Annotated in this window: 20 protein-coding genes; 5 read left to right on the forward strand and 15 right to left on the reverse strand. The window is 64.7% G+C overall.

Translation table 11 applies throughout. The features are described 5' to 3' along the window. Positions 1-13: 13 nt before the first annotated feature. Complete coding sequence (locus K3F49_RS07315) at positions 14-808, forward strand: IclR family transcriptional regulator (RefSeq protein ID WP_234680205.1); 795 nt, start codon at positions 14-16, stop codon at positions 806-808. Between the two features lie 3 nt (positions 809-811). Here the strand turns inward: K3F49_RS07315 and K3F49_RS07320 are convergent, their stop codons facing one another. The 9 genes from K3F49_RS07320 to K3F49_RS07360 form a co-directional block, all read right to left on the reverse strand. Then, entirely contained in the window at positions 812-1,591 is a 780-nt protein-coding gene (locus tag K3F49_RS07320; protein WP_234680206.1) for an SDR family NAD(P)-dependent oxidoreductase, read from the reverse strand. Positions 1,592-1,648: 57 nt separating this feature from the next. Further along, a complete protein-coding gene (locus tag K3F49_RS07325; RefSeq protein ID WP_234680207.1) occupies positions 1,649-2,239 on the reverse strand; it encodes a thiamine pyrophosphate-dependent enzyme in 591 nt (196 codons plus the stop codon). 5 nt (positions 2,240-2,244) lie between these two features. After that, positions 2,245-2,775, reverse strand: coding sequence for a thiamine pyrophosphate-binding protein (locus K3F49_RS07330; RefSeq protein WP_234680208.1), 531 nt, complete (start codon positions 2,773-2,775; stop codon positions 2,245-2,247). Between the two features lie 264 nt (positions 2,776-3,039). Continuing rightward, positions 3,040-3,744 carry a GntR family transcriptional regulator gene (locus K3F49_RS07335; RefSeq protein WP_234680209.1) on the reverse strand — a complete coding sequence of 235 codons (705 nt, stop codon included), beginning with the start codon at positions 3,742-3,744 and terminating at the stop codon, positions 3,040-3,042. Positions 3,745-3,847: 103 nt separating this feature from the next. Further along, positions 3,848-4,591: an aspartate/glutamate racemase family protein gene (locus K3F49_RS07340; RefSeq protein WP_234680210.1), complete on the reverse strand. Its 744-nt coding sequence runs from the start codon at positions 4,589-4,591 to the stop codon at positions 3,848-3,850. Between the two features lie 9 nt (positions 4,592-4,600). After that, the gene (locus tag K3F49_RS07345; RefSeq protein ID WP_234680211.1) at positions 4,601-5,866 is read right to left on the reverse strand and encodes an NAD(P)/FAD-dependent oxidoreductase; all 1,266 of its coding nucleotides are present in this window, start codon (positions 5,864-5,866) and stop codon (positions 4,601-4,603) included. 3 nt (positions 5,867-5,869) lie between these two features. Continuing rightward, the gene (locus K3F49_RS07350; protein WP_234680212.1) at positions 5,870-7,531 is read right to left on the reverse strand and encodes a thiamine pyrophosphate-binding protein; all 1,662 of its coding nucleotides are present in this window, start codon (positions 7,529-7,531) and stop codon (positions 5,870-5,872) included. A 129-nt stretch (positions 7,532-7,660) separates the two neighbouring features. Continuing rightward, positions 7,661-8,014 (reverse strand): RidA family protein, encoded by a 354-nt coding sequence (locus K3F49_RS07355; RefSeq protein ID WP_063681069.1) that lies wholly within the window; start codon positions 8,012-8,014, stop codon positions 7,661-7,663. Positions 8,015-8,030: 16 nt separating this feature from the next. Next, complete coding sequence (locus K3F49_RS07360) at positions 8,031-8,948, reverse strand: NAD(P)-dependent oxidoreductase (protein ID WP_234680213.1); 918 nt, start codon at positions 8,946-8,948, stop codon at positions 8,031-8,033. 212 nt (positions 8,949-9,160) lie between these two features. Between K3F49_RS07360 and K3F49_RS07365 the strand changes: the two genes are divergently transcribed. Beyond that, positions 9,161-9,997: a transporter substrate-binding domain-containing protein gene (locus K3F49_RS07365; protein WP_234680214.1), complete on the forward strand. Its 837-nt coding sequence runs from the start codon at positions 9,161-9,163 to the stop codon at positions 9,995-9,997. Between the two features lie 155 nt (positions 9,998-10,152). Here K3F49_RS07365 and K3F49_RS07370 read toward each other — a convergent pair whose 3' ends face one another. Next, complete coding sequence (locus tag K3F49_RS07370) at positions 10,153-10,764, reverse strand: TetR/AcrR family transcriptional regulator (protein ID WP_234680215.1); 612 nt, start codon at positions 10,762-10,764, stop codon at positions 10,153-10,155. Positions 10,765-10,843: 79 nt separating this feature from the next. On the opposite strand from K3F49_RS07370, the gene K3F49_RS07375 reads away from it, so the two are divergent. Continuing rightward, positions 10,844-11,728 carry an NmrA family NAD(P)-binding protein gene (locus tag K3F49_RS07375; RefSeq protein ID WP_234680216.1) on the forward strand — a complete coding sequence of 295 codons (885 nt, stop codon included), beginning with the start codon at positions 10,844-10,846 and terminating at the stop codon, positions 11,726-11,728. A 170-nt stretch (positions 11,729-11,898) separates the two neighbouring features. After that, entirely contained in the window at positions 11,899-13,218 is a 1,320-nt protein-coding gene (locus K3F49_RS07380) for an MFS transporter (RefSeq protein WP_234680217.1), read from the forward strand. A gap of 15 nt (positions 13,219-13,233) precedes the next feature. On the opposite strand, the gene K3F49_RS07385 is transcribed toward K3F49_RS07380, so the two are convergent. From K3F49_RS07385 to K3F49_RS07400, 4 genes are all read right to left on the reverse strand, one after another. After that, positions 13,234-13,392: a hypothetical protein gene (locus tag K3F49_RS07385; RefSeq protein WP_234680218.1), complete on the reverse strand. Its 159-nt coding sequence runs from the start codon at positions 13,390-13,392 to the stop codon at positions 13,234-13,236. 109 nt (positions 13,393-13,501) lie between these two features. After that, complete coding sequence (locus K3F49_RS07390) at positions 13,502-15,163, reverse strand: carboxylesterase/lipase family protein (protein ID WP_234680219.1); 1,662 nt, start codon at positions 15,161-15,163, stop codon at positions 13,502-13,504. Next, positions 15,160-16,656 carry a carboxylesterase family protein gene (locus tag K3F49_RS07395; protein ID WP_234680220.1) on the reverse strand — a complete coding sequence of 499 codons (1,497 nt, stop codon included), beginning with the start codon at positions 16,654-16,656 and terminating at the stop codon, positions 15,160-15,162. Before K3F49_RS07395 ends, K3F49_RS07390 begins: the two co-directional genes overlap by 4 nt. Before the next feature lie 23 nt (positions 16,657-16,679). Further along, positions 16,680-18,017: an MFS transporter gene (locus K3F49_RS07400; RefSeq protein WP_234680221.1), complete on the reverse strand. Its 1,338-nt coding sequence runs from the start codon at positions 18,015-18,017 to the stop codon at positions 16,680-16,682. Between the two features lie 212 nt (positions 18,018-18,229). On the opposite strand from K3F49_RS07400, the gene K3F49_RS07405 reads away from it, so the two are divergent. After that, positions 18,230-18,880 carry a TetR/AcrR family transcriptional regulator gene (locus tag K3F49_RS07405; protein ID WP_234680222.1) on the forward strand — a complete coding sequence of 217 codons (651 nt, stop codon included), beginning with the start codon at positions 18,230-18,232 and terminating at the stop codon, positions 18,878-18,880. A 147-nt stretch (positions 18,881-19,027) separates the two neighbouring features. On the opposite strand, the gene K3F49_RS07410 is transcribed toward K3F49_RS07405, so the two are convergent. Next, a complete protein-coding gene (locus K3F49_RS07410; protein ID WP_234680223.1) occupies positions 19,028-20,179 on the reverse strand; it encodes an alpha-hydroxy acid oxidase in 1,152 nt (383 codons plus the stop codon). Positions 20,180-20,199: the final 20 nt, after the last annotated feature.

A 20,199-nucleotide genomic window follows, 5' to 3' on the forward strand; every position in this document is an offset into this window, starting at 1 on the left:
CGCCAGGAGGCGCATGAAGAGGGAAAGCCGCGGCATCCAGTCGATCGAGGTCGGCGGAGAATTGCTCCGAGCGCTCGCCAGAAGCGGCGAGCCGATGATGCTGCGCGATCTCGCGCGCGAAGCCGGCATGACGCCGGCCAAGGCGCATCCTTATCTCGCGAGCTTCTCCCGCATCGGCTTGATCGAGCAGGACGAGACCACCGGCCGCTACGAGATCGGCGCGCTGGCGCTCGAGCTCGGCCTGATCAGCCTGCGACGTCTGTCCGGCGTACGCATCGCCCAGCCGAAGATCGCGGCACTCGCGAGCCAGATCGGCCACGCCGTCTCGCTGGCGGTCTGGGGCACCCATGGACCGACGGTGGTGCAGCTGGAGGAGCCCGGCCAGCCCGTGCACATCGTGATGCGCGCCGGCTCGGTGATGGCGCTGCTGGAAACCGCGACCGGCCGCGCTTTCGCAGCCTTCCTCCCGGAGAAGACCATCAACGCCGCACTCGAAAGCGGGCTCGATCGCCACGGCGTCGGCTACAATCCGAAGCGGCCGGTGAAAGGCGCCAAGGTTGCCGAGATGCTCACCGAGGTCCGCAAGCATGGCCTCGCCCGCGCGCTCGGTGATCCCCTGCCCGGCGTCAATGCGTTCTCCGCGCCGGTGTTCGACCATGCCGGCCATGTCGCGCTGGTCATCACCGCGATGGGGCCGGAAGGCACATTCGATGCCCGCTGGGACAGCCCCATCGCCCATGCCCTGCGCGACTGCGCCGGCCACATCTCGAAGCGGCTCGGCTATGGTATGACGATCGCGGCGGAGTAAGCCTTACTTGTCCTTCACTGGCACCGTGTAGTTCAGGATCAGCCGGCCGCCATCCGGATAAATCGTCTGCCCGGTGATGTAGGACGCATCGTCGCTGGCCAGGAACGCGACGACGGAGGCGACCTCGCTCGGCTCGCCGCCGCGACCGGCCGGCGTACGCGACATCACGGTCTTGCGGGCATCCTCCGAGGTGTAGATCGAGGACGCCACCATGTCGGTCAGGATCGTGCCGGGGCCGACCGCGACGACGCGGATGTTGTGCGGGGCCAGCGCGACAGCGGCGACCGACGTCAGCTGCTTCATGCCACCCTTGGACATCGCGTAGGTCGCAAGCGTCGGGATCGCCAGCAGCGCGTTCACCGACGACATATTGATGATGACCCCGCCGCCGCCCTGCGCGATCATCTGTTTCGCCGCAGCCTGGACGCCGAAGAACGCGCCCTTCAGATTGATGCCGATAACGTCGTCGAAATCCTGCTCGGAGATATCAAGGATATCCTGGTTGCGGGCGACGCCGGCATTGTTGACCATGATGTCGAGACGGCCGAACTCGCGCACCGCGGTCGCCACCGCACGATCGACCTCCGCACGCCGTGCAACGTGACAATGCACGGCATGCAGATTCTTGGGCTTGCCCAGCTCGTTGACCGTCTTCTCGAGCTCATCCGTATCGACGTCGCAGATGACCACCTTGACGCCGTCGTCGAGGAATCGTTTCGCGCAGGCCTTGCCGATGCCGCGCGCCGCGCCGGTGATGACGGCGACCTTGCCGGATAGTTTCATGGGGCTCACTCCAGAATAGCTGCTTGGGGCAGGCCAACCTGGAGCGAAAACTCCGGATCAAGCCGCCGCGAAGCCGAGATGAGCACGGAACCGGTTTTTGATAAAGACGGCATCGCGCGAGGGCAGCGAACGCGGCGGATTTTCAGCCTTTACCTTGATGACAAAAAGCCGCGGACCATCGGCCGGCTCCGCGATTTCCGTGGCGAGCTTTTGCACCTCCTCCGGCGTCCGCAACGTCGCGGTCGCGGCAAAGCCGCAGGCAGTTGCGATCGCGGTGAGATCGACACCACATCCGGTGTGGCTCGCCTGCATCCCGGTCTCGCCAAAATGCTGGTTGTCGATCACGACGATATCGAGATTGCGCGGATGGGCGACGCCAATGGTGGCGATGCCGCCGAGGCCCATCAGCTGCTCGCCGTCGCCGGTGAGCGCGAGGACACGCTTGCCCGGCTGCGCCTGGGCGAGCCCAAGCCCGATCAGCGCGGCACCGCCCATGGCGCCCCAGAGATAGAAATTGTCGTCGCGGTCGCCGGTCGCATGCAGATCGTAGGTCGGCGAACCCAAGCCGGAGACGACGAGCTTGTCCTTGCGGTTCTTCAGGAGAGCCGCAACGGCGGCGCGGCGATCGAGCTGGGAGGGAACGGACATCGACATCACCACTTCTTCTTGCCGATCAGGCGCTGCCCGATCAGAACCGCGATCTGCTGGTCGGACTCGTAGGCGAACGACGCCGCGGATTCGACGGTCTCGACGAGGTCGTCCGCCGTCTCCGCGCGCATCACCTTCAGCCCAATCGCCTCCAGCGAGGGTTGCGTCGCCCGGCTCATCGGCACCTGCCAGGGATTGAACTCGGCCCATTCGCCACGCATCGTCACCAGCATCAGCAGCGGAAAGCGGCCGATCGCCGACAGCGACAGCATGTTGATGCAATTGCCGACGCCGCTCGACTGCATCAGCAGCACGCTGCGCTGGCCGCCAAGCCAGGCGCCCGCGGCAATGGCGATGCCCTCCTCCTCGGTCGTCAGCACATTGGTGGTGACGTCGCGGTCGGCCGAGAACATCCGGATCAGCTGGCTGTGGCCGGCATCCGGCACATACGACATCTGCTTGACGCCGGCGGCTTTCAGGATGCGGTAGAGCTCGGACGGCCAGTCGGTTTCGGGGGTGGGCTTTGGGCTATGCACCGCGTGTCTCCGTGAATTTCGAGGAGCACGCTAGCGATATTGGCGCGCGAAAGCTCTGACCGTCTGGCATGAGCAGGTATTGAAGGATTGTATAGCTGCGAGCTCGGAGCCACGGACAGTTGCTCCGGCGTCATGGCCGGGCTTGTCCCGGCCAGCCACGCCTTGCCACGCAGCACGAAAGAACGTGGATGCCCGGGACAAGCCCGGGCATGACGACCTTTTCAAATGCGCTGACCTTGCCTCAAACGGGGCGAGGTGAAGTCCTCAATTCGTCGCAGCTCTCGCCGCCGCAGGCATGTAGATCTGCGCGTAGCCTTCCTTGATCGCGGAGGTGATGCGATCCAGGCGACGGTCGATGTGCTTCTCCAGCACCGAGACGCAAGCGTCCTCGTTACGCGCCTTCAAGCCCTCGACCACCGCGCGGTGCTCGGCTTGTGTATTGGAGCGGTTGATGCTGTCCATGTCGATCCAGCGCACGAAGCGGATGCGGGCGTTGACGTTGCGCAGCACGCGCAGCATCTCGGCGTTGTTCGACATCCCCATCAGCCGCTCGTGAAAGGTCTCGTCCAACTCGACCAGCTCCACCGAGGACCGCTCGCCGGGATCGGGGCCGGTGGCTTCGAGGAATTTCAGCAGCGCGTCGATGTCCTCGTCCCTGGCGCGCTTGATGGCGAGGCGGATCGAGGCGACCTCGATCGACTTGCGCAGCTCGTAGAGATCGAAGATCTCGTGCGCGTCGAGCTCGCGGCAGAAGAAGCCCTTGCCCGGCGTGAAGCGCAGAAAACCTTCGGTGTTGAGACGATTGAGCGCCTCGCGCAGCGGCGTGCGACTGACGCCGAGCCGTTTGGCCAGCTCACCCTCGTTGAGACGTTCGCCCGGCTTGAACTCATAGCTCACGGCCATCGCCTTGAGCTGTTCATAGACGCGATCGACGATACTATCGGAAGCCAGTTCCACGTTGCTCATCATCAGCTGCATTCATGCCCGCACACACCCCAATATACCGGGGCGTTGGGAGCGATTGCAATGCAAACGAGAGCATAGGTTGTGAAAGAGCTTGCGACAGCCGGACTCAAGCGAAGGCGCGCGGGCGCAGTCCAGCATGAAACCAGGTGATCATGGAATAGATGTCATAGACCGGCAACCCGACCTCGGCCTGCAGCGCGGCGGCATAAGGTGGCATGTTGGTGCATTCGAGCACGATGGCGCCGACGTCAGGGTTCTTCGCCACGAGCTGCTTGCCGGCCTCGACCACGTCGCGCTCGGCCTGGACGACGTCCATGTCGTCCTTCTCGGCCTTGATCAGGACGCGAAAGAACTCCTTGCCATTCTCGGTGCCGACCAGCGGCGTGTCGAGCGGCACACCGGCGCCTTCGAGATGGGCCGGCGTCAGGCTCGAGCCCGACACCGTGACGAGGCCGACGCGCTTGCCCGGCGGCAGGGTCGCCTGCACCCACGGCACCTGCATCAGCGACGAGGTCGCGACGGGAACGCCGACGGCGGCCGCGATCTCCTTCTGGAACAGCGAGAGGAAGCCGCAATTGGTGGTGATGGCCTCGGCCCCCAGTCGCACCAGGTCCTTGGCCGCATCGATGAAATCAGGCAGCAGGCCAGCCGCGCCCTTCAGCACCACTTTCTCCGGCGAAGCGCCGCTCACCACGCGATAGAGAACCGGGAAAGGCCAGGTCGTGCCATTGCCCATGTCGCCGGGAATGCGGGGGAAGCGCGCTTCCAGCATCAAGATGCCGAGCGGTGCGCCGTAGATGGCCTTGCCGCCACGGGCGATACGGGAGGACGAGCTGGCTGCGTTGGTCATGATGCGATCTCAGAGGAAGCGAGTGGGCGCGAACGGTGCGAGCGGAATTTCGGGAGCCTTGCCGCTCAGAAGCTGGGCGACGAGACGGCCAGTGCGGGCCGAGCTGACCAGCCCGATGTGGCCGTGGCCGAAGGCATAGACGATGTCGCGTGACGCGCGTGCGTATCCGATGCAGGGAATGCCGTCCGGCATGCTCGGCCGATGCCCAAACCAGGTTTTGATGCGCGAGGCCGGGATGTCCTTCGGCAGCTTCGGGAACATGCCCAGCAGGTTGTTGCGCAAGATCTCGGCGCGCTTCCAGTTCGGCGCGGCCTCGAGGCCTGCGATCTCGACCGTGCCCGCGGCGCGCAGGCCCTTGTCGGTCCAGTTCACCACCATTTTTGCGTCGGAGGCCATCATCGAGCTGCGCGGCCCGGATTCCGGGTTCTCGATCATGACGTGATAGCCGCGCTCGGTTTCCAGCGGCAGCGGATCGCCAACCGAAGCGGTCAGCCGTTTCGAATGCGCGCCGGCGGCAACGACCGCGGCGTCGCAAGGGATCTCGCCGGTCTCGGTGAGGACGGCGACGAGCTTGTTGCCGGAAAGCTTGAGGCCCGTCGCCTTGGCGCGCACGAGTTTTGCGCCGTTCGCCAGCGCGTGCTGGGCAAGAGCTGCAACATAGGCGCCGGGATCGCGGCAGCGGCCGGCCTCTTCCACCACCACGCCAAAGGTGTAGCGCGGATGCAGATCCGGCTCGCGCTGACGCATCTCGTCGGCGTTGAGCTCCATCCACTCGACGCCGACCTTCTTGCGCAGCCGCCAGCCGAGATCGTTGTCGAAATTGCCGCGCGACGGGAAGACGTGCATCACGCCGTTGCGCTCGACCAGTTCAGGCACACCCGCCTCTTCGGCAAGCTTCCGGTGCAGCAGCGGCGCGTCCTTCAGCAGGTCGCGCAGCGCAAAGGCGGTCTTCTCGACCCGCGCCTCGGTCCAGCCCGACAGCAGATATTTGATCAGCCAGGGCAGCGCCTTCGGCAAGTAAGACCAGCGGATCGCAAGAGGCCCGAGCGGGTCCATCAGATAGCCCGGCACCTTCTTCCAGATGCCCGGCTCGGCCGGCGGGATCACCGAATGCGACGACAGCCAGCCGGCATTGCCGTAGCTTGCCGCCTGTTCGCCACCGGGCTCGCCTGCGTCGATCAGCGTGACGCGATGACCCTCGCGCAGCGCCTCGATGGCGCTGATCACGCCGACAGCGCCGGCTCCGATGATGGCGACATGGCGGCGTCCCGACATCGGCTACGCCTTCACTGCCGGCGCAAAATCCTTGCCAACCGAGATCGCCCTGGAATCGATGATGCAATGGAGGATCGACGGCTTGCCCGAGGCGAGCGCGCGCTCGAACGCCGGCGCGAATTCTTCGGTGCGTTCGACACGCTCACCGTGGCCGCCAAACGCCTTCGCATACATCGCAAAATCGGGGTTCTTGAGCTGGGTGCCGACGACGCGGCCGGGATAGTCGCGCTCCTGGTGCATGCGGATGGTGCCGTATTGCGAATTGTCGACGACGATCACGATCAGCGGCGCATCATACTGCACGGCGGTCGCGAATTCCTGGCCGTTCATCAGGAAGCAGCCGTCGCCGGCGAAGGCAACGACGACGCGATCCGGAAATTGCCGCTTGGCGAGCACGCCCGCCGGCACGCCATAGCCCATCGAGCCCGAGGTCGGCGCGAGCTGCGACGCAAAGCTGTGGAAGCGATGATGGCGATGGATCCATCCGGCATAGTTGCCGGCGCCGTTGCAGACGATCGCGTCCTTTGGCAGGCGGTCGCGCAGCCAGGTCATGACCTGACCGTACTGGAAATTGCCCGGCAGCTCGCGCGCCTTGCCGGTCCAGGCGAGATAATCGCCATGCGCCTTGGCGGCCTCACCCTTCCAGGCAACGGCGCCTGATGGCTTCAGCGTCTCGACGGCGGCGGCAAACGCGGCCGGTGTCGCCTGGATCGCGAGCGCCGGCTGATAGATGCGGCCGAGTTCTTCGGAGCCCGGATGCACGTGGATCAGCTTCTGCTTCGGCGTCGGAATGTCGAGCAGCGTGTAAGACGACGACGGCATCTCCGACATGCGGCCGCCGATGAGAAGAATGACGTCGGCGTTATCGATGCGGGCCTTCAGGCCGGGGCTCGGCCCGATGCCGAGATCGCCGGCGTAATGCGAGTGATCGGCGTCGATCAGCGAGGCCCGGCGGAACGAGGTCGCGACCGGCAGGTCGAACCGCTCGGCGAAGCGCGCGATGCTCTTGGTGGCTTCATCGGTCCAGCGCGAGCCGCCGAGAATGACGAGCGGCGCCTTGGCGCTCGCAAGCATCGTACCGACCTGCTCGATATCGGCAGGCGCGGGCCAGCTCACGGCGGGCTCGATGCGCATGGCGTCGGCGACGGCCGCGGTCTCGGTCAGCATGTTCTCCGGCAGCGCGATCACGACGGGACCGGGGCGGCCCTGCATGGCAACGCGGAAGGCGCGCGCGACCAGCTCCGGAATGCGATCGGGACGATCGATCTCGACCGCCCATTTCGCCATGGTGCCGAACACCGCCTTGTAGTCGAGCTCCTGGAACGCCTCGCGCTCGCGCATGCCGGTGTCGACCTGGCCGACGAACAGGATCATCGGCGTCGAATCCTGCATCGCGATGTGGACGCCGTGGCTGGCATTGGTCGCGCCGGGGCCGCGGGTGACGAAGCAGATGCCCGGACGTCCCGTGAGCTTGCCATAGGCTTCCGCCATCATCGCCGCACCACCTTCGGCGCGGCAGATCACGACGTCGATCGGGCTGTCATGCAGCGCGTCGAGCGCCGCGAGATAGCTCTCGCCCGGCACGCAGGTGACGCGATCGACGCCCTGGGCGACCAGCTGATCGATCAGGATCTGGCCCCCGGTGCGGGTGTTGCGAATGGTCATGACAGCTCCCTGCAGGCTTTGGCGAAGCGCTTCACGGCCTCGCGCAAGTTTTGTTCCGAGGTGGCGTAGGACAGGCGGAAATAAGGTGCAAGGCCGATGCAAACAGTGCAGAGGGCATCGGCATGCATGTCAGCTACGCGCGGCGATTGCGATCACCTCGATACGATACGCGGGGTCGGCGAGCTCGACTTTGCCGCAGGCGCGAGTCGGCGCGTTGCCGGGCACGACCCAGGCATCATAGACCGCGTTCATGGCGTCGAAATCGTCCATCGTCTTGAGCCAGACCTGGACGCTGAGCAGGCGCGACTTGTCGGTGCCGGCGCGCGCCAGCATGTCGTCGACCTTCGCCAGCGCCTCGCGGGTCTGCTGGGTGATGTCGGCGGTCTTGGTGTCCGCGACTTGTCCTGCGAGGAAAACGAGATCGCCGAACACGGAGGCGCGGCTGCGGCGGGCGTTCTGGTCGATACGGGTGATATCCGACATGGGATGTCCTTATGTCTTACTTGCCGGTGGCGATGATGCGGCGGCAGTGATCGAGCGCTGCGCCAATGAGATTGTCGCTCGCCTCGGGCGTACGGAACGCCGAATGCGCCGACAGCGTCACGTTCGGCAATTTGGTCAGGGCATGACCTGCCGGCAGCGGCTCGACGGTGAAGACGTCGAGGCCAGCATGCGCGATATGGCCGGAGCGCAGCGCCTCTAACATCGCGTCCTCGTCGACGACTGCGCCGCGCGCGGTGTTGATCAAAATGCTCCCCTTGCGCATCTGAGCGATGCGCTCGCGCGACAGGAAACCCTTGGTCTCGTCGTTGAGCAAAAGATGCAGCGAGATGACATGGCTCTCCGCCAGCAGCTTCTCCAGCGACACGAACGCGACACCCGGATGCGTCTTCGGCGTCCTGTTCCAGGCAATCACCTTCATGCCGCAGCCGGCCGCCATGCGTGCGGCTTCGGCCGCAATGCCGCCGAAACCGATCAGGCCGAGGGTCTTGCCGGTGAGCTGCACGGCGTCGCGGCGCAGCCAATTGCCCTCACGCATGCCGCGATCCATCTCGCCAAAGCTTTTGGCAGACGCCCACATCAACGCGATCGCGCATTCGGCCACGGCCGTGTCGCCATAACCCTTGATGGTGTGCACGGCGATGCCACGTTGGCTAAGCTCTTCCGGATTCATGTAGCTGCGCGCGCCGGTGCCGAGGAAGACAACATGCTTCAGCGCCTTGCAATTCTCGACAATCGCACTCGGCACCGCGGTGTGATCGACGATCATGATCTCGGCATCACCGAGCAGGCCGGGCAGATCGTCCGGCTTGATCGCGGGATTGCGGTTGATGCCAACCGGCAGTTTCGCCGCGCTCAGCAGCGTCTCGGTGACCGCGGCCAGCGTGTCGTTGGCATCGACGAAAACAGCACGCACAGACTTTCTCCTTCTCAATCCCGGATCGCGAACCGGGCGTGGTCCGGCCGGGCGTCACGCGATTTTCTCCCGCTTTGCCAGAGCACTAGGCTCCAACTGCCCGATCGCTCAAATTGCCGGCAGAGGCGCAATACCATATTGCATTATGCCCTGAATACAGAAATAGTCCACGAGCCGGAGCTGATGATCCCCATTCCCCAGGAGCACTGCCCATGAACCGCAGGGACGCATTCACCACCGTAGCACTGGCCGGCGCTGCCATGGCCGCGACCGCTTCGGCCAAGGCCGACACCACGCCGACCTCCACGCTCGACCGCATCAAGAAGAGCGGTGTGCTGCGGATCGCGGTCATCGCAGGCCAAGACCCCTATTTCCACAAGGACCTCGCGACCAATCAATGGTCGGGCGCCTGCATCGACATGGCGAACGACATTGCGGGCAAGCTGGGCGCCAAGGTCGAGACGCTGGAATCGACCTGGGGCAACCAGATCCTCGATCTCCAGGCCGACAAGATCGACCTCGCCTTCGCTGTGAACCCGACGCCCGAACGTTCGCTCGTCATCGACTTTTCGACGCCGATCCTGGTGCACTCCTTCACCGTCATCACCAAGAAGGGTTTTGCCAAGCCGCAAACCTGGGCCGAGCTCAACAAGCCCGAGGTCAAGATCGCCGTCGACATCGGCTCGACCCATGAGACCATCGCGCGGCGTTACTGCCCGAAGGCGAACATCCTCGGCTTCAAGACGCGCGACGAGGCGATCCTCGCTGTGTCGACCGGCCGCGCCGACTGCAATGTCTCGCTCGCGGTGCTTTCGATCTTCACGCTGAAAAAGAATCCGACGCTTGGCGATCTCGCGATCCCGCGGCCGCTGCTGACGCTGCCGACCAACCTCGGTATCCGTGCCGAAGCCGATCGTCGATACAAGGATTTCCTCAGTGCCTGGGCCGACTACAACCGTTCGCTGGGCCAGACCCGCGAATGGCTGCTGAAGGCCTATGAAACCGTCGGTCTGAGCGCCGACGACATTCCGGGCGAAGTGCAGTTCTGATTGATCATTTTGTCCGGGACGTCTCCAGCCGCGCAGCGAACCGCTGAAATCCTTCCTCAGCCGATTTCACGAGACGCATGAAGGCGGCACCCGCACGCCGCGCGACGGCCCGGGCGCACATGAGGTCCACGTCGAGCCACAAGCGAACGTCCACATCAGACTGCACGTCGGGGGGGCACGACCGCAGGGAGCAATGGCCACGCCGTCATTGCAAGTTCTATGACGCGGCGAAGCTCGCCAGCAGTCGCGCCGGCTTGTGGCAAATTCAATATGGCCTGCAACACACCGAGATAGTGCCACGCCAATCCGTCGATGTCGGTTGCCGCCGCCAATTCTCCACTTGCGACCGCCTCGCGCAAAATCTCGCTGAGGATCGCACGCTGCTGCTTAAGTCCTTGCCGCGCGACCGACTGGCCCGCCGGAGGCAGATCGACCATCTCGGCGCAAGATCGAGCCAGTAAGCATCCAACCGGTCGCGCCCCCCTGCCGTCTCTGGGCAGGAATTCGTGCAACAACGCTTCGAGCTGTTGGCGCTTCGTGTCGCCCCGGACGGCGCTCATCCGCCGCACGACGCGGTCGACGTAAGTCGAAAGGACTTCCTGGAACAGCCCGTCCTTATCCTGAAATCGCTTGTACACACTCGACCGCGACAAACCCATCGCTGTCGTCAGTTGATCGATTGACGAAGCCGAATAGCCATGACGCCAAAACACATCCATCGCGGAATGGATCACGGCATCGTCATCGAATTGGGGTTTCCCGCTCATCGCATCCCCGCTTGACATTCTGGAACGATCGTTCCAACTATTGTGAACTGATCGTTCCAAGATACGAAAGGTCGTCCGGATGTTCAATCCTTCCCAGTCCAAGGCCGGCCAACCGCGCATTGCGGTCGCGGGAGCCACAGGTCGAGTCGGCTCCTCCTTGATCGCAAAACTGGTCAGCGAACCGGTTGATCTTGTGGCGTTGACCCGCACGTCGGGCGCCGAGCGGCTGCCGTCCGGAGTGTCCCTGGCGACCGTGGACTTCGATGCTCGGTCAACTTTGGACGACGCGCTGCGCGGCGCCGACCGTCTGTTCCTCGCTCACGGCACCTCTCCCCGGCAGGTCGCCAATGAAATCGCGCTGGTCGACGCAGCCGTAGCCGCCGGTGTGCGTCATATCGTCAAATTGTCTGTGTTGGGACCGCCCTCTCGGCTACATCCGTTCGACTGGCATATGCAAATTGAGGCGCATCTTGCGACCTGCGACGTAGGTTTTACGGTTTTGCGACCTTCGAGTTTTGTTGACATCCTGGCGCGGGCCAGCGCTCCAATTGCCAATGACATATGGGGCGGGGCAGCGGGCGACGGGTTGGTCAACCTCATCAACACACGCGATGTCGCAGATTCCGCTTTCGCAGTCCTTCTCGACGATGCGCACGTGACTTCTCAGCGCGCCTATCACCTGACCGGGCCGGCCGCGGTGAGCATGCCTGAAATAGCAGATGAACTGTCCGGGTTACTCGGTCGCGCCGTCACATACCAGCACCGAAGCCCCGAGGAGCAGCGCGAGAAACTGCTCGCTTCGGGGCTGAACGAATTTGTTGCCGACCTGATGCTCGGCCTGGATCGCATTTTCCATGAGTCGGTGCTCGCAGAAACCACGTCAACTGTTCACGAACTGACGGGCCACGCTCCGCGCCCGGTAACCGATTGGCTCAGCGACAACATCTCGCTGTTTCGAAAATAACCCCGGGGGCCAGCGCCTCGATCATACCGGGATGCTGATATGCAATTGGCGTTACGTGGAGCTTCCGGTGTTGACGCGGACCCGTGCGCGTTTAAGTAGGTGAGACAAAGACTGCAGGGACGGCGACGTTTGCTGGGCTGGTTCCCGTTGCCGCCACCAATGCAGGACACATGACGCCCTCGCCTCACGCGACCTCGCCGAGCACGACATCGAACTCGGCTTCCGCGCCCCCTCATCTCGCCATCGTCCTGTTCTCGCTCGCGATGGGCGGCTTTGCGATCGGAACCACCGAATTCGCGTCGATGAGCCTGCTGCCGTTCTTCGCGGCCGACCTTCATATCGACGAGCCGACGGCCGGACACGCGATCAGCGCCTACGCCCTCGGCGTGGTGCTGGGCGCGCCGCTGATTGCCGTGCTCGGCGCGCGGTTCGCCCGGCGCACGCAGTTGCTGGTGCTGATGGCCGTGTTTGCGCTCGGCAACGCCCTCACCGCGCTCGCACCCGGCTTCGGTGCGATGGTCGCGGCCCGCTTTCTCTCCGGCCTGCCTCACGGCGCCTATTTCGGCATCGCCGCGCTGGTTGCCGCCTCACTCGTTCCGCAACATCGTCGCTCCCAGGCGGTGGGCCAGGTCATGCTGGGCCTGACCGTCGCCACTATCATCGGCGTGCCCTTGGCCAATTTGATCGGCCAGGCGGTCGGCTGGCGCGCGAGCTTTGGCTTCGTGTCGGTGCTGGCCTTGCTCACGGTTCTGCTGTGTGCGCTGTTCGCGCCGCGCGACCAGGCCGGCCGATCGGATCCGCTGTGCGAGCTCGGCGCGCTCCGAAGCCGCCGCGTCTGGACGACGCTCGCGATCAGCGCCATCGGCTTCGGCGGCATGTTTGCCGTCTACACTTATCTGGCGACAACCTTGATCGAGGTCACCAAGGTCAGCACCGAGGTCATTCCGTTCTTCCTGGCGATCTTCGGCATCGGCGCCACGCTCGGCAATCTGTTCGTGCCGCGCTTCGCCGATCGCGCGCTGATGCCGACGGCGGGCGTCATCCTGGTGTTTGCAGCCGTGGCACTGCTGGTGTTTCCGCTCGTCGCCGGCAATCCCTGGCTGCTCGCGATCGACATCTTTGCGATCGGCGCCAGCGTCGCGCTCGGGGCAGTCCTGCAGACGCGGCTAATGGACGTGGCAGGAGACGCACAGGCGCTTGCGGCCGCGCTCAATCATTCGGCGTTCAACACCGCCAACGCGCTTGGTCCGTTCCTCGGCGGCCTCGCCATTCGCCAGGGTCTCGGCTGGACCTCCACCGGTCCCGTCGGCGCCGGGCTCGCGGTCCTGGGCTTTCTGATCTGGATCGTCGCCTGGCGCGACGACACCGGCTCCGCGCCGGTCGAGCACGTCGCAGACGGTGATACAGCACCACGAGAGGACGCTCCCCTCAAGCGCGCACCGCCGCTGGCGCCAATTGAGCGGAGCCGTTCGGAGGATCCGGTGGCCTGACGGGTCGCAACGCGCTCAGAACAGAGCCGCGTTGAGAGCCTGTCCGTAGATCATCGCGGCCACGAGCGAGACCAGCAGGCCCGCGCCCGAGAAGATCGCCAGGATCTTCAGCGTTTCGACATCGAGATTGGCTCCCGTCGCGCGGGATATTGCCTTTGCCAATGCAGCAATCATCGCCAGCTCCGAAGCCGGCCGCGCGGAGGCGGGGCCTGACTTGATCTAGCGCAGATCGGCGCGATTGCTTGTGAAGCAGATTACAGGTGCGTGGGGTGTCGTCCGCGCGCTAGTCGCGTGAAACTCGCGGCGTCGAGGGCGTGACGTTGGCGGGCGTGTGGAAATCGAGCCGCGCCCGGTTTTCCTCGCGCACGCCGGATACGTCGCCGAACTCGACATAGGTCTGCGCGTCCTGCTTCCATTGCGGCCACGGCGTCGCCGGCGTGGCGGGATTGCCGGTGCGCGCAAAGGCCACGAGCGTGTCCATCATGCGTTCCGACAGCGCGCGGTCGAACTCGGTCCAGTTGCGCGTGGTGCGGAATTTGTTGAAGGCGTCCTGCGTTCCGAACCAGTAGGGTACATCGGAGGTGTGATAGGCGCCGATCTTCTGCGGGCTGTCGAAGAACTCGATGCCGGGCGCGAAGGGATGCACGCGCGAGAACATGTACATGTAGAACGGCGCCTTGCCGCTCTTGGCCTGGGCTTCGGCCCAGTTGCGCGTGCCGATCTCGACCAGCCCTTCGCGCGCGGCGAGCAGACCCATCGCCTTCGCCTCGCCGTCGGTCTTGGCAGGGTAGAGCGCGAGGAAGCGATCGACCTGGTCGCCGTAGAGTTTTTTCGCGGCGGCGATATAGGCGTCTAACGTTCCTGCGGTGCGCAGATCGTTCGAGCTTTCGTCGCTGGTGAAGCCCGCGACGGTCGCGACGTCGTTCTGCTTTCCGGCCGCAAAGATATTCGGGACGGTATCGGGCAGCACATAGCCGTCGATATCGGGCGTGACCGAGATCGTGCCGGCGCAGCCGAGCTGGCAGTCCTTCTGGACCGCTAGGATCTTGTCGGCCTGGATCTGCCGCATCTCGGCCAACGACGACGCGCCAAGCGCCGACTGCACCTCGAGGCCGATCTTCTCGGCGGCGGGCAACGCCGGGAATTTGAAGCGGTTGTCGAACATGCTCAGACTCATCGCAAAACCGCGATTGAACAGGCCCTTCGCCAGCGGGCTCGCTTCCAGCGCCGACACCGACATCGCGCCGGCCGACTGCCCGGTGATGGTGACGTTGTCAGGGTCGCCGCCAAATTGCGCGATGTTGCGCTTGACCCATTGCAGCGCCGCGACCTGGTCCATCAGGCCGTAATTGCCGGAGGCGTGGTTTTGCGATTCCGCGGTCAGCTCGGGATGGGCGAGATTGCCCAGAATGCCGACGCGATAGTTGAAGCTGACAAAGATCGTGCCTTTCTTCGCAACGTTCTCGCCGTCATACATCGCCATGCCGCTGGAGCCGAGCGTGAAGCCGCCGCCATAGATCCAGACCACCACCGGCAGCTTCGCGGCCGGTTTGGCATCGGCGCTCGCCCAGATGTTCAGATAGAGGCAGTTCTCGCTGGTCGCCTCCTCGCCGAAATAATGATTGAGATTGTGCCGGCGCAGCACCTGGATGCATTCCGGCGCCAGCCGGTCGGCGTGATAGACGCGCTGCCACGCTTCGACCTTTTGCGGCGCGCGCCAGCGGAGGTCGCCGAGCGGCGGCGCGGCAAAGGGAATGCCGAAATAGGCCTTTACGTTCGACGGCAGCACCTTGCCGGAGACGGCGCCGCTATCGATGCTGACGGGATCTCCGGGAACAGGCGTCGCGACGATCTGCGCGGTGACGGGCGAAGCGGCCAGCAGCGCGAACGCGCCAAGCAGCGAGACGATCGAACCGCGCGTAGCGTTCCTGTTGAAAATGCTCATACGGCCTCCCTGATGTTCTTCTTGTCGTTGGAGCCTGTGCTCAGTTCCGCCCAGAGGCGGAAGCGCACGCCCTCGTTGAGGGGGACAATATGAAATGGCTGGCCGAAGATTGCGAGCGGCTCCTTGGCCGGCTCGAACCGGGGCCAGGCTTCCGCGACATCAGGCATGCCCGACGTCACGAACCGCAGCAGGCTCGTCTGAAACCGCGCCGCGACGTCGATATCGGCCGGGGTCATCGGGCCGCCCTTGCGCTTCAGGATCGGGCGATCGATGAAATTTGGCAGATGTGCCCAGAGGCAGGCATTGTCGGCGCCGTGGGTCGGTCCTTGCGACAGGAACGGTTCCAGCGACGGGCGATGATCGAACCGGCTGAGCCAGACTGCACCACCTGCTGCTGCGTGGGCTCGCGCGAGATCGGCCATCGGGCGGTGCCAGAACGCATCGGACAGCAGCGCTTCGTGCGGATCCTCGTCGAGACGCGCCGAGCTGCGATAACAGGCCAGCAGGCGCTCCCAGCCGGCATCGCCAAAGGCAGCGTGGACATTGCGCTCGGTGGTGCGGATCATCGCGGCCGGCGGCGTGCTCTTCAGGAACATCACCATCTCGTCGCGACAGGAGCCGAGCCAGAGCGGAATGTCGCGCAGGCTTCCCTCGGCAAAGACTTCGCGCGGCTCGCGCGGGATCACGGTGCCGTCGAGCACCGGGCCGAACACGGTGCCTGACGCGGTCTCGTCTGCGATTCTGCGGCCGACGCGCTCGACGGCCGCAAAGAGCTTTGGCAACGGCACGGATGCGATCGCGCTGGCATCGTGCTCGAGGTCGAGCTCGGCCAGCACGCGGCGCGCGACCTGATCGGCATGGTCGGCGCTCATGATGTTGCGCCCCGGTGCGCTCAGCGCGAGCGCGCGGGCGAACTTGCCCTTGGCCTGCGGCAGCGTCGCGAGCGCGATCACCATGGACGCGCCGGCCGACTGGCCCGACAACGTCACCTGGTCCGGATCGCCGCCGAAATTGGCGATATTGGCCTGGACCCAGTCGAGCGCGGCGAGCGAATCCGAGATCGCGAGGTTGTTGGCCTCACCCAATCCGTGGCGATGCAGCTGCAGGAAGCCGAGCGGGCCGAGCCGATAGTTGATGGTGACGATGACGGCCGGGCCGTGCGCGGCGAGGAAGGCGCCGTCATAGTCGGCACCGCCGCCGGTGACGAAGGCGCCACCATGGATGAAGAACAGCACCGGCAATGGGCGCTTCGCGCCGACCGGCGTCCAGATATTCAGGCTGAGACAGGATTCTTCTGCCTGATCGAGGTGCCCGGGCTGCGGCGCATAGGCGCCGTAGTCCGTGCATTGGCGCGGCTCCGTCCACGCCAGCGGCAGTGTCACCTTGGCGAAGCGCCGCGCGGTCGCGAACGGCACGCCCTTGAAGGCGCGGACGGTCCCCTGCTCGGCCCCGATGATCGGGCCGAGCGTGGTCGGAACGGCGTTGGTCAGCATGCGATCGTTATCCTGTCTTGCGCTCACGCGCGCCGCTTGCCGAGATCGGCGATGTCGACCTTGTGAGTCTCGCGCGCGGTCGATGCGGCTACGGCCGAGGCGACACAGCAACCGGCGACGAAGATCGCGACCGGGATCCAGCCGTTCGGACCTTCGCCGACAAGGCTCGCGCTCACCAGCGGCGTGAAGCCGGCGGCGAGGAAGCCGAGCTGGGTGCCGATCGCGGTGCCGGAATAGCGCACGCGCGCCTCGAACATCTCGGCATAGAACGACGGCCAGATCGCGTTCGGCGCGGAGTAGATGATGTAGAGGCCAATCGCGGCGGCGAAGATCGCGGGCGTGCTGCCAGACGTCACCAGCATGAAATAGGGGAACAGTAGCGCGGCACAGCCAAGCACGCCGCCGATGAACACCGGCTTGCGGCCGATCCTGTCGGCGAGCAAGGCCCAGAGCGGCTGGGCGAACAGCGCCACGACATTGCCGAGCACGCCGGCCCACAACATGGTCGGACGCGCGACGCCGAATTTGCTGGTGGCATAGCCGAGCGCAAACACCGCGGTCATGGTGCTGACAGTCGCGATCAACGCGCAGACGATGACGCGCAGCACGTCCGGCCAGTAGTCGCGCAGCAGCGCGACGACGGGAAAGCGCGCCACTTTCGCCTTGTCCTTGATGTCTTCGAACACGGGCGTTTCCGGCATGGTCCGCCGCACCAGATAAGCGACCAGCAGCACCAGCGCGGAGAGCAGGAACGGAATGCGCCAGCCCCAGCTCAGCAGCTGATCTTCCGGCATGCTGGACACCGGAATGAACACCAGCGTCGCCAGGATCGCGCCGGCCTGGGTGCCGCTCAAGGTCCAGCTCGTGAAGAAGGCGCGGTTGGAATTGGCGGAATGCTCCAGCGTCAGCGAGTTCGCGCCGCTCTGCTCGCCGGCGGCCGACAGGCCCTGCAACAGGCGCAGCAGTGTCAGGATGATGGGCGCGGCGTTGCCGATCGTCTTGGCATCCGGCAGCAGGCCGATCGCGAGCGTCGAAGCGCCCATCACCACCAGGGTGAACAGCAGCACCGTCTTGCGGCCGATGCGGTCGCCGAAATGGCCGAGAATGACGGCGCCGACGGGGCGCGCGATATAGCCGATGCCGAACGACAACAGTGCGAGCAGCGTCCCGGTCGCGGGATCGACATTGGCGAAGAACACTTTTGGAAAGATCAGCGCCGCCGCCGTGCCGTAGATGAAGAAGTCGTAGTATTCGAGCATGCTGCCGACGAAGCTGACGAGCGCGGCGCGCTTCGGCAGCTTGTTTTGCGTCGTCTCCGCGCCGGACGGCGCGTGCAGCGATGCGATTGAGGTCGAGCTCATCAAAATTCCTCCCCGTGTGCGATGTCGATCGCGGCTCGCTTTGGCCGTCCGGCCTTGCGCGCGCTTTTTGCTTTTGGTTGCCGCAACCTTGGTTTCGATCCATAATGTACGAACTAGTACGTTTATGCAAGCCAACATCAAAAGACGTCGGATTGGGCGAAATTTGCCTTCACCTTCAAGGTGATCCATAGAAACGGGCGGGAGAAACAGTGATGCTCGAGCGCATGCCACCCCCATCGAAGCGCACCAACGACCCCGAGCGCACCAAGCGCGACATCCTCGAAGTGGCGATGGCCGAGTTCGCCTCGGAGGGCTATTCCGGCGCCCGCGTCGATGCGATCGCGGCGCGCACGCGTACCTCGAAGCGGATGATCTATTATTATTTCGGCGGCAAGGAGCAGCTCTATCTCGCCGTGCTGGAAGAAGCCTATCGCAGCATCCGCGCGCTGGAGGACCAGCTTGACATCGCCAGCTGCGACGCGCGCGAGGGCCTGCGCCGGCTGATCGAGGCGACCTTCGACCACGACGAGCGCAATCCGAACTTCATCCGCCTCGTCTCAATCGAGAACATCCACCACGGCAAGCACCTCAAGCAGAATCTGCAGCTGCGCCAGCTCAACGCCAGTGTGATCGCAACACTCGACGGCATCCTCAAGCGCGGCCGCGCTGAAGGCGCCTTCCGCGACGACGTCGACGCCATCGATCTGCATCTGGCCATCTCCTCCTACTGCTTCTTCCGCGTCGCCAACCGCCACACCTTCGGTGCGCTGTTCGACCGCGACCTCAGCGAACCCAAGGTGCTGGCGAAGAGCAGGAGCCAGATCGTGGAGATGATTTTGGCGTGGTTGGAGGCGAAGGCTTGAGGGTCTCGCCGGCAGGGCAGTAGCGGACATCTGCGCGGAGCTGCCTCAACGCCGTCATTGCGAGCGCAGCGAAGCAATCCAGAATCTTTCCGCGGAGACAGTCTGGATTGCTTCGCTCCGCTCGCAATGACGGAGAAAAATTGCGCGCTACCCGGGCCGAAAGCGCAGATTGGCGCGCGACAGCTGGCTGATCGAATTGCACCCCATCAGCTTCATGCCGCGCTCGAGTTCGGCGCGCAATTGGCCGAGGGCCCGTTCGACACCGGGCTGGCCGGCGGCAGCGAGCGGATAGAGATAGTATCGTCCCAGCCCGACCGCCTTGGCGCCGAGCGACAACGCCTTCAGGATATGGGTTCCGCGCTGGATGCCGCCATCCATCATCACGTCGATGCGGTCACCCACGGCGTCGACGATTTCGGCGAGCTGATCGAAGGCCGAGCGGGAGCCGTCGAGCTGGCGGCCACCATGGTTGGACAGCACGATCCCGGCACAGCCGATATCAACCGCGCGGCGCGCGTCCTCCACCGACATGATCCCCTTCAGGCAGAACGGCCCGTTCCAGGTCCGCACCATCTCCGCGACATCGTCCCAGTTCATCGCAGGATCCAGCATCTCCGTGAAATAGCGGCCGATCGACATGGCGCCGCCGCTCATGTCGACATGCTCGTCCAGCTGCGGCAGCCGGAATTTCTCGTGGGTGAGGTACTGAATGCCCCAATTCGGCTTGATCGCGAATTGAAGCATGCCGGCAAGCGTCAGGCGGAAGGGAATGCTGAAGCCGGTGCGCAGATCGCGCTCGCGATTGCCTCCGGTGATGCTGTCGACCGTCAGCATCATCACCTGGACGCCCGCCTCCTTGGCGCGCTGCATCATGGCGCGGTTGAGGCCGCGATCCCTGTGGAAATAGAACTGATAGACCTGCGGCGTATCGTAGGCCTTGCGCAATTCCTCGAGACTCACCGTGCCCAGCGAGGAGACGCCGAACATAGTGCCGTATTTCGCAGCCGCCGCAGCGACGGCACGCTCGCCGTCATGATGGAACAGCCGCTGCAAAGCGGTCGGCGAGCAATAGAACGGCTGCGCGAGCTTCTGGCCCATGACGGTGACCGAGAGGTCGACCTGCTGCACGCCGCGCAGCACGTTGGGCAGCAGATCGCAATGCTCGAAGCTGGCGCTGTTGCGGCGGAGGGTCGCCTCATCGTCGGCCCCGCCATCGATGTAGTCGAAGATCGGGCCCGGCAGCCGGTGACGCGCCAGCCGCCGGAAGTCGTGGAAGTTATGACACTGCGTCAGGCGCATCTCTCACCTCTGCTCACACA

This window comes from Bradyrhizobium monzae, assembly GCF_021458635.1.
GTDB lineage: Bacteria > Pseudomonadota > Alphaproteobacteria > Rhizobiales > Xanthobacteraceae > Bradyrhizobium.

Bases quoted from the DNA above. Each gene is read 5' to 3' on its own strand.
- K3F49_RS07375 (WP_234680216.1), top strand. From the start codon at position 10,844: ATGTTCAATCCTTCCCAGTCCAAGGCCGGCCAACCGCGCATTGCGGTC.
- K3F49_RS07410 (WP_234680223.1), bottom strand. From the start codon at position 20,179: ATGCGCCTGACGCAGTGTCATAACTTCCACGACTTCCGGCGGCTGGCG.
- K3F49_RS07370 (WP_234680215.1), bottom strand. From the start codon at position 10,764: ATGAGCGGGAAACCCCAATTCGATGACGATGCCGTGATCCATTCCGCG.
- K3F49_RS07340 (WP_234680210.1), bottom strand. From the start codon at position 4,591: ATGACCAACGCAGCCAGCTCGTCCTCCCGTATCGCCCGTGGCGGCAAG.
- K3F49_RS07365 (WP_234680214.1), top strand. From the start codon at position 9,161: ATGAACCGCAGGGACGCATTCACCACCGTAGCACTGGCCGGCGCTGCC.
- K3F49_RS07385 (WP_234680218.1), bottom strand. From the start codon at position 13,392: ATGATTGCTGCATTGGCAAAGGCAATATCCCGCGCGACGGGAGCCAAT.
- K3F49_RS07345 (WP_234680211.1), bottom strand. From the start codon at position 5,866: ATGTCGGGACGCCGCCATGTCGCCATCATCGGAGCCGGCGCTGTCGGC.
- K3F49_RS07390 (WP_234680219.1), bottom strand. From the start codon at position 15,163: ATGAGCATTTTCAACAGGAACGCTACGCGCGGTTCGATCGTCTCGCTG.
- K3F49_RS07380 (WP_234680217.1), top strand. From the start codon at position 11,899: ATGACGCCCTCGCCTCACGCGACCTCGCCGAGCACGACATCGAACTCG.
- K3F49_RS07400 (WP_234680221.1), bottom strand. From the start codon at position 18,017: ATGAGCTCGACCTCAATCGCATCGCTGCACGCGCCGTCCGGCGCGGAG.
- K3F49_RS07355 (WP_063681069.1), bottom strand. From the start codon at position 8,014: ATGTCGGATATCACCCGTATCGACCAGAACGCCCGCCGCAGCCGCGCC.
- K3F49_RS07350 (WP_234680212.1), bottom strand. From the start codon at position 7,531: ATGACCATTCGCAACACCCGCACCGGGGGCCAGATCCTGATCGATCAG.
- K3F49_RS07335 (WP_234680209.1), bottom strand. From the start codon at position 3,744: ATGATGAGCAACGTGGAACTGGCTTCCGATAGTATCGTCGATCGCGTC.
- K3F49_RS07405 (WP_234680222.1), top strand. From the start codon at position 18,230: ATGCTCGAGCGCATGCCACCCCCATCGAAGCGCACCAACGACCCCGAG.
- K3F49_RS07325 (WP_234680207.1), bottom strand. From the start codon at position 2,239: ATGTCCGTTCCCTCCCAGCTCGATCGCCGCGCCGCCGTTGCGGCTCTC.
- K3F49_RS07395 (WP_234680220.1), bottom strand. From the start codon at position 16,656: ATGCTGACCAACGCCGTTCCGACCACGCTCGGCCCGATCATCGGGGCC.
- K3F49_RS07320 (WP_234680206.1), bottom strand. From the start codon at position 1,591: ATGAAACTATCCGGCAAGGTCGCCGTCATCACCGGCGCGGCGCGCGGC.
- K3F49_RS07315 (WP_234680205.1), top strand. From the start codon at position 14: ATGAAGAGGGAAAGCCGCGGCATCCAGTCGATCGAGGTCGGCGGAGAA.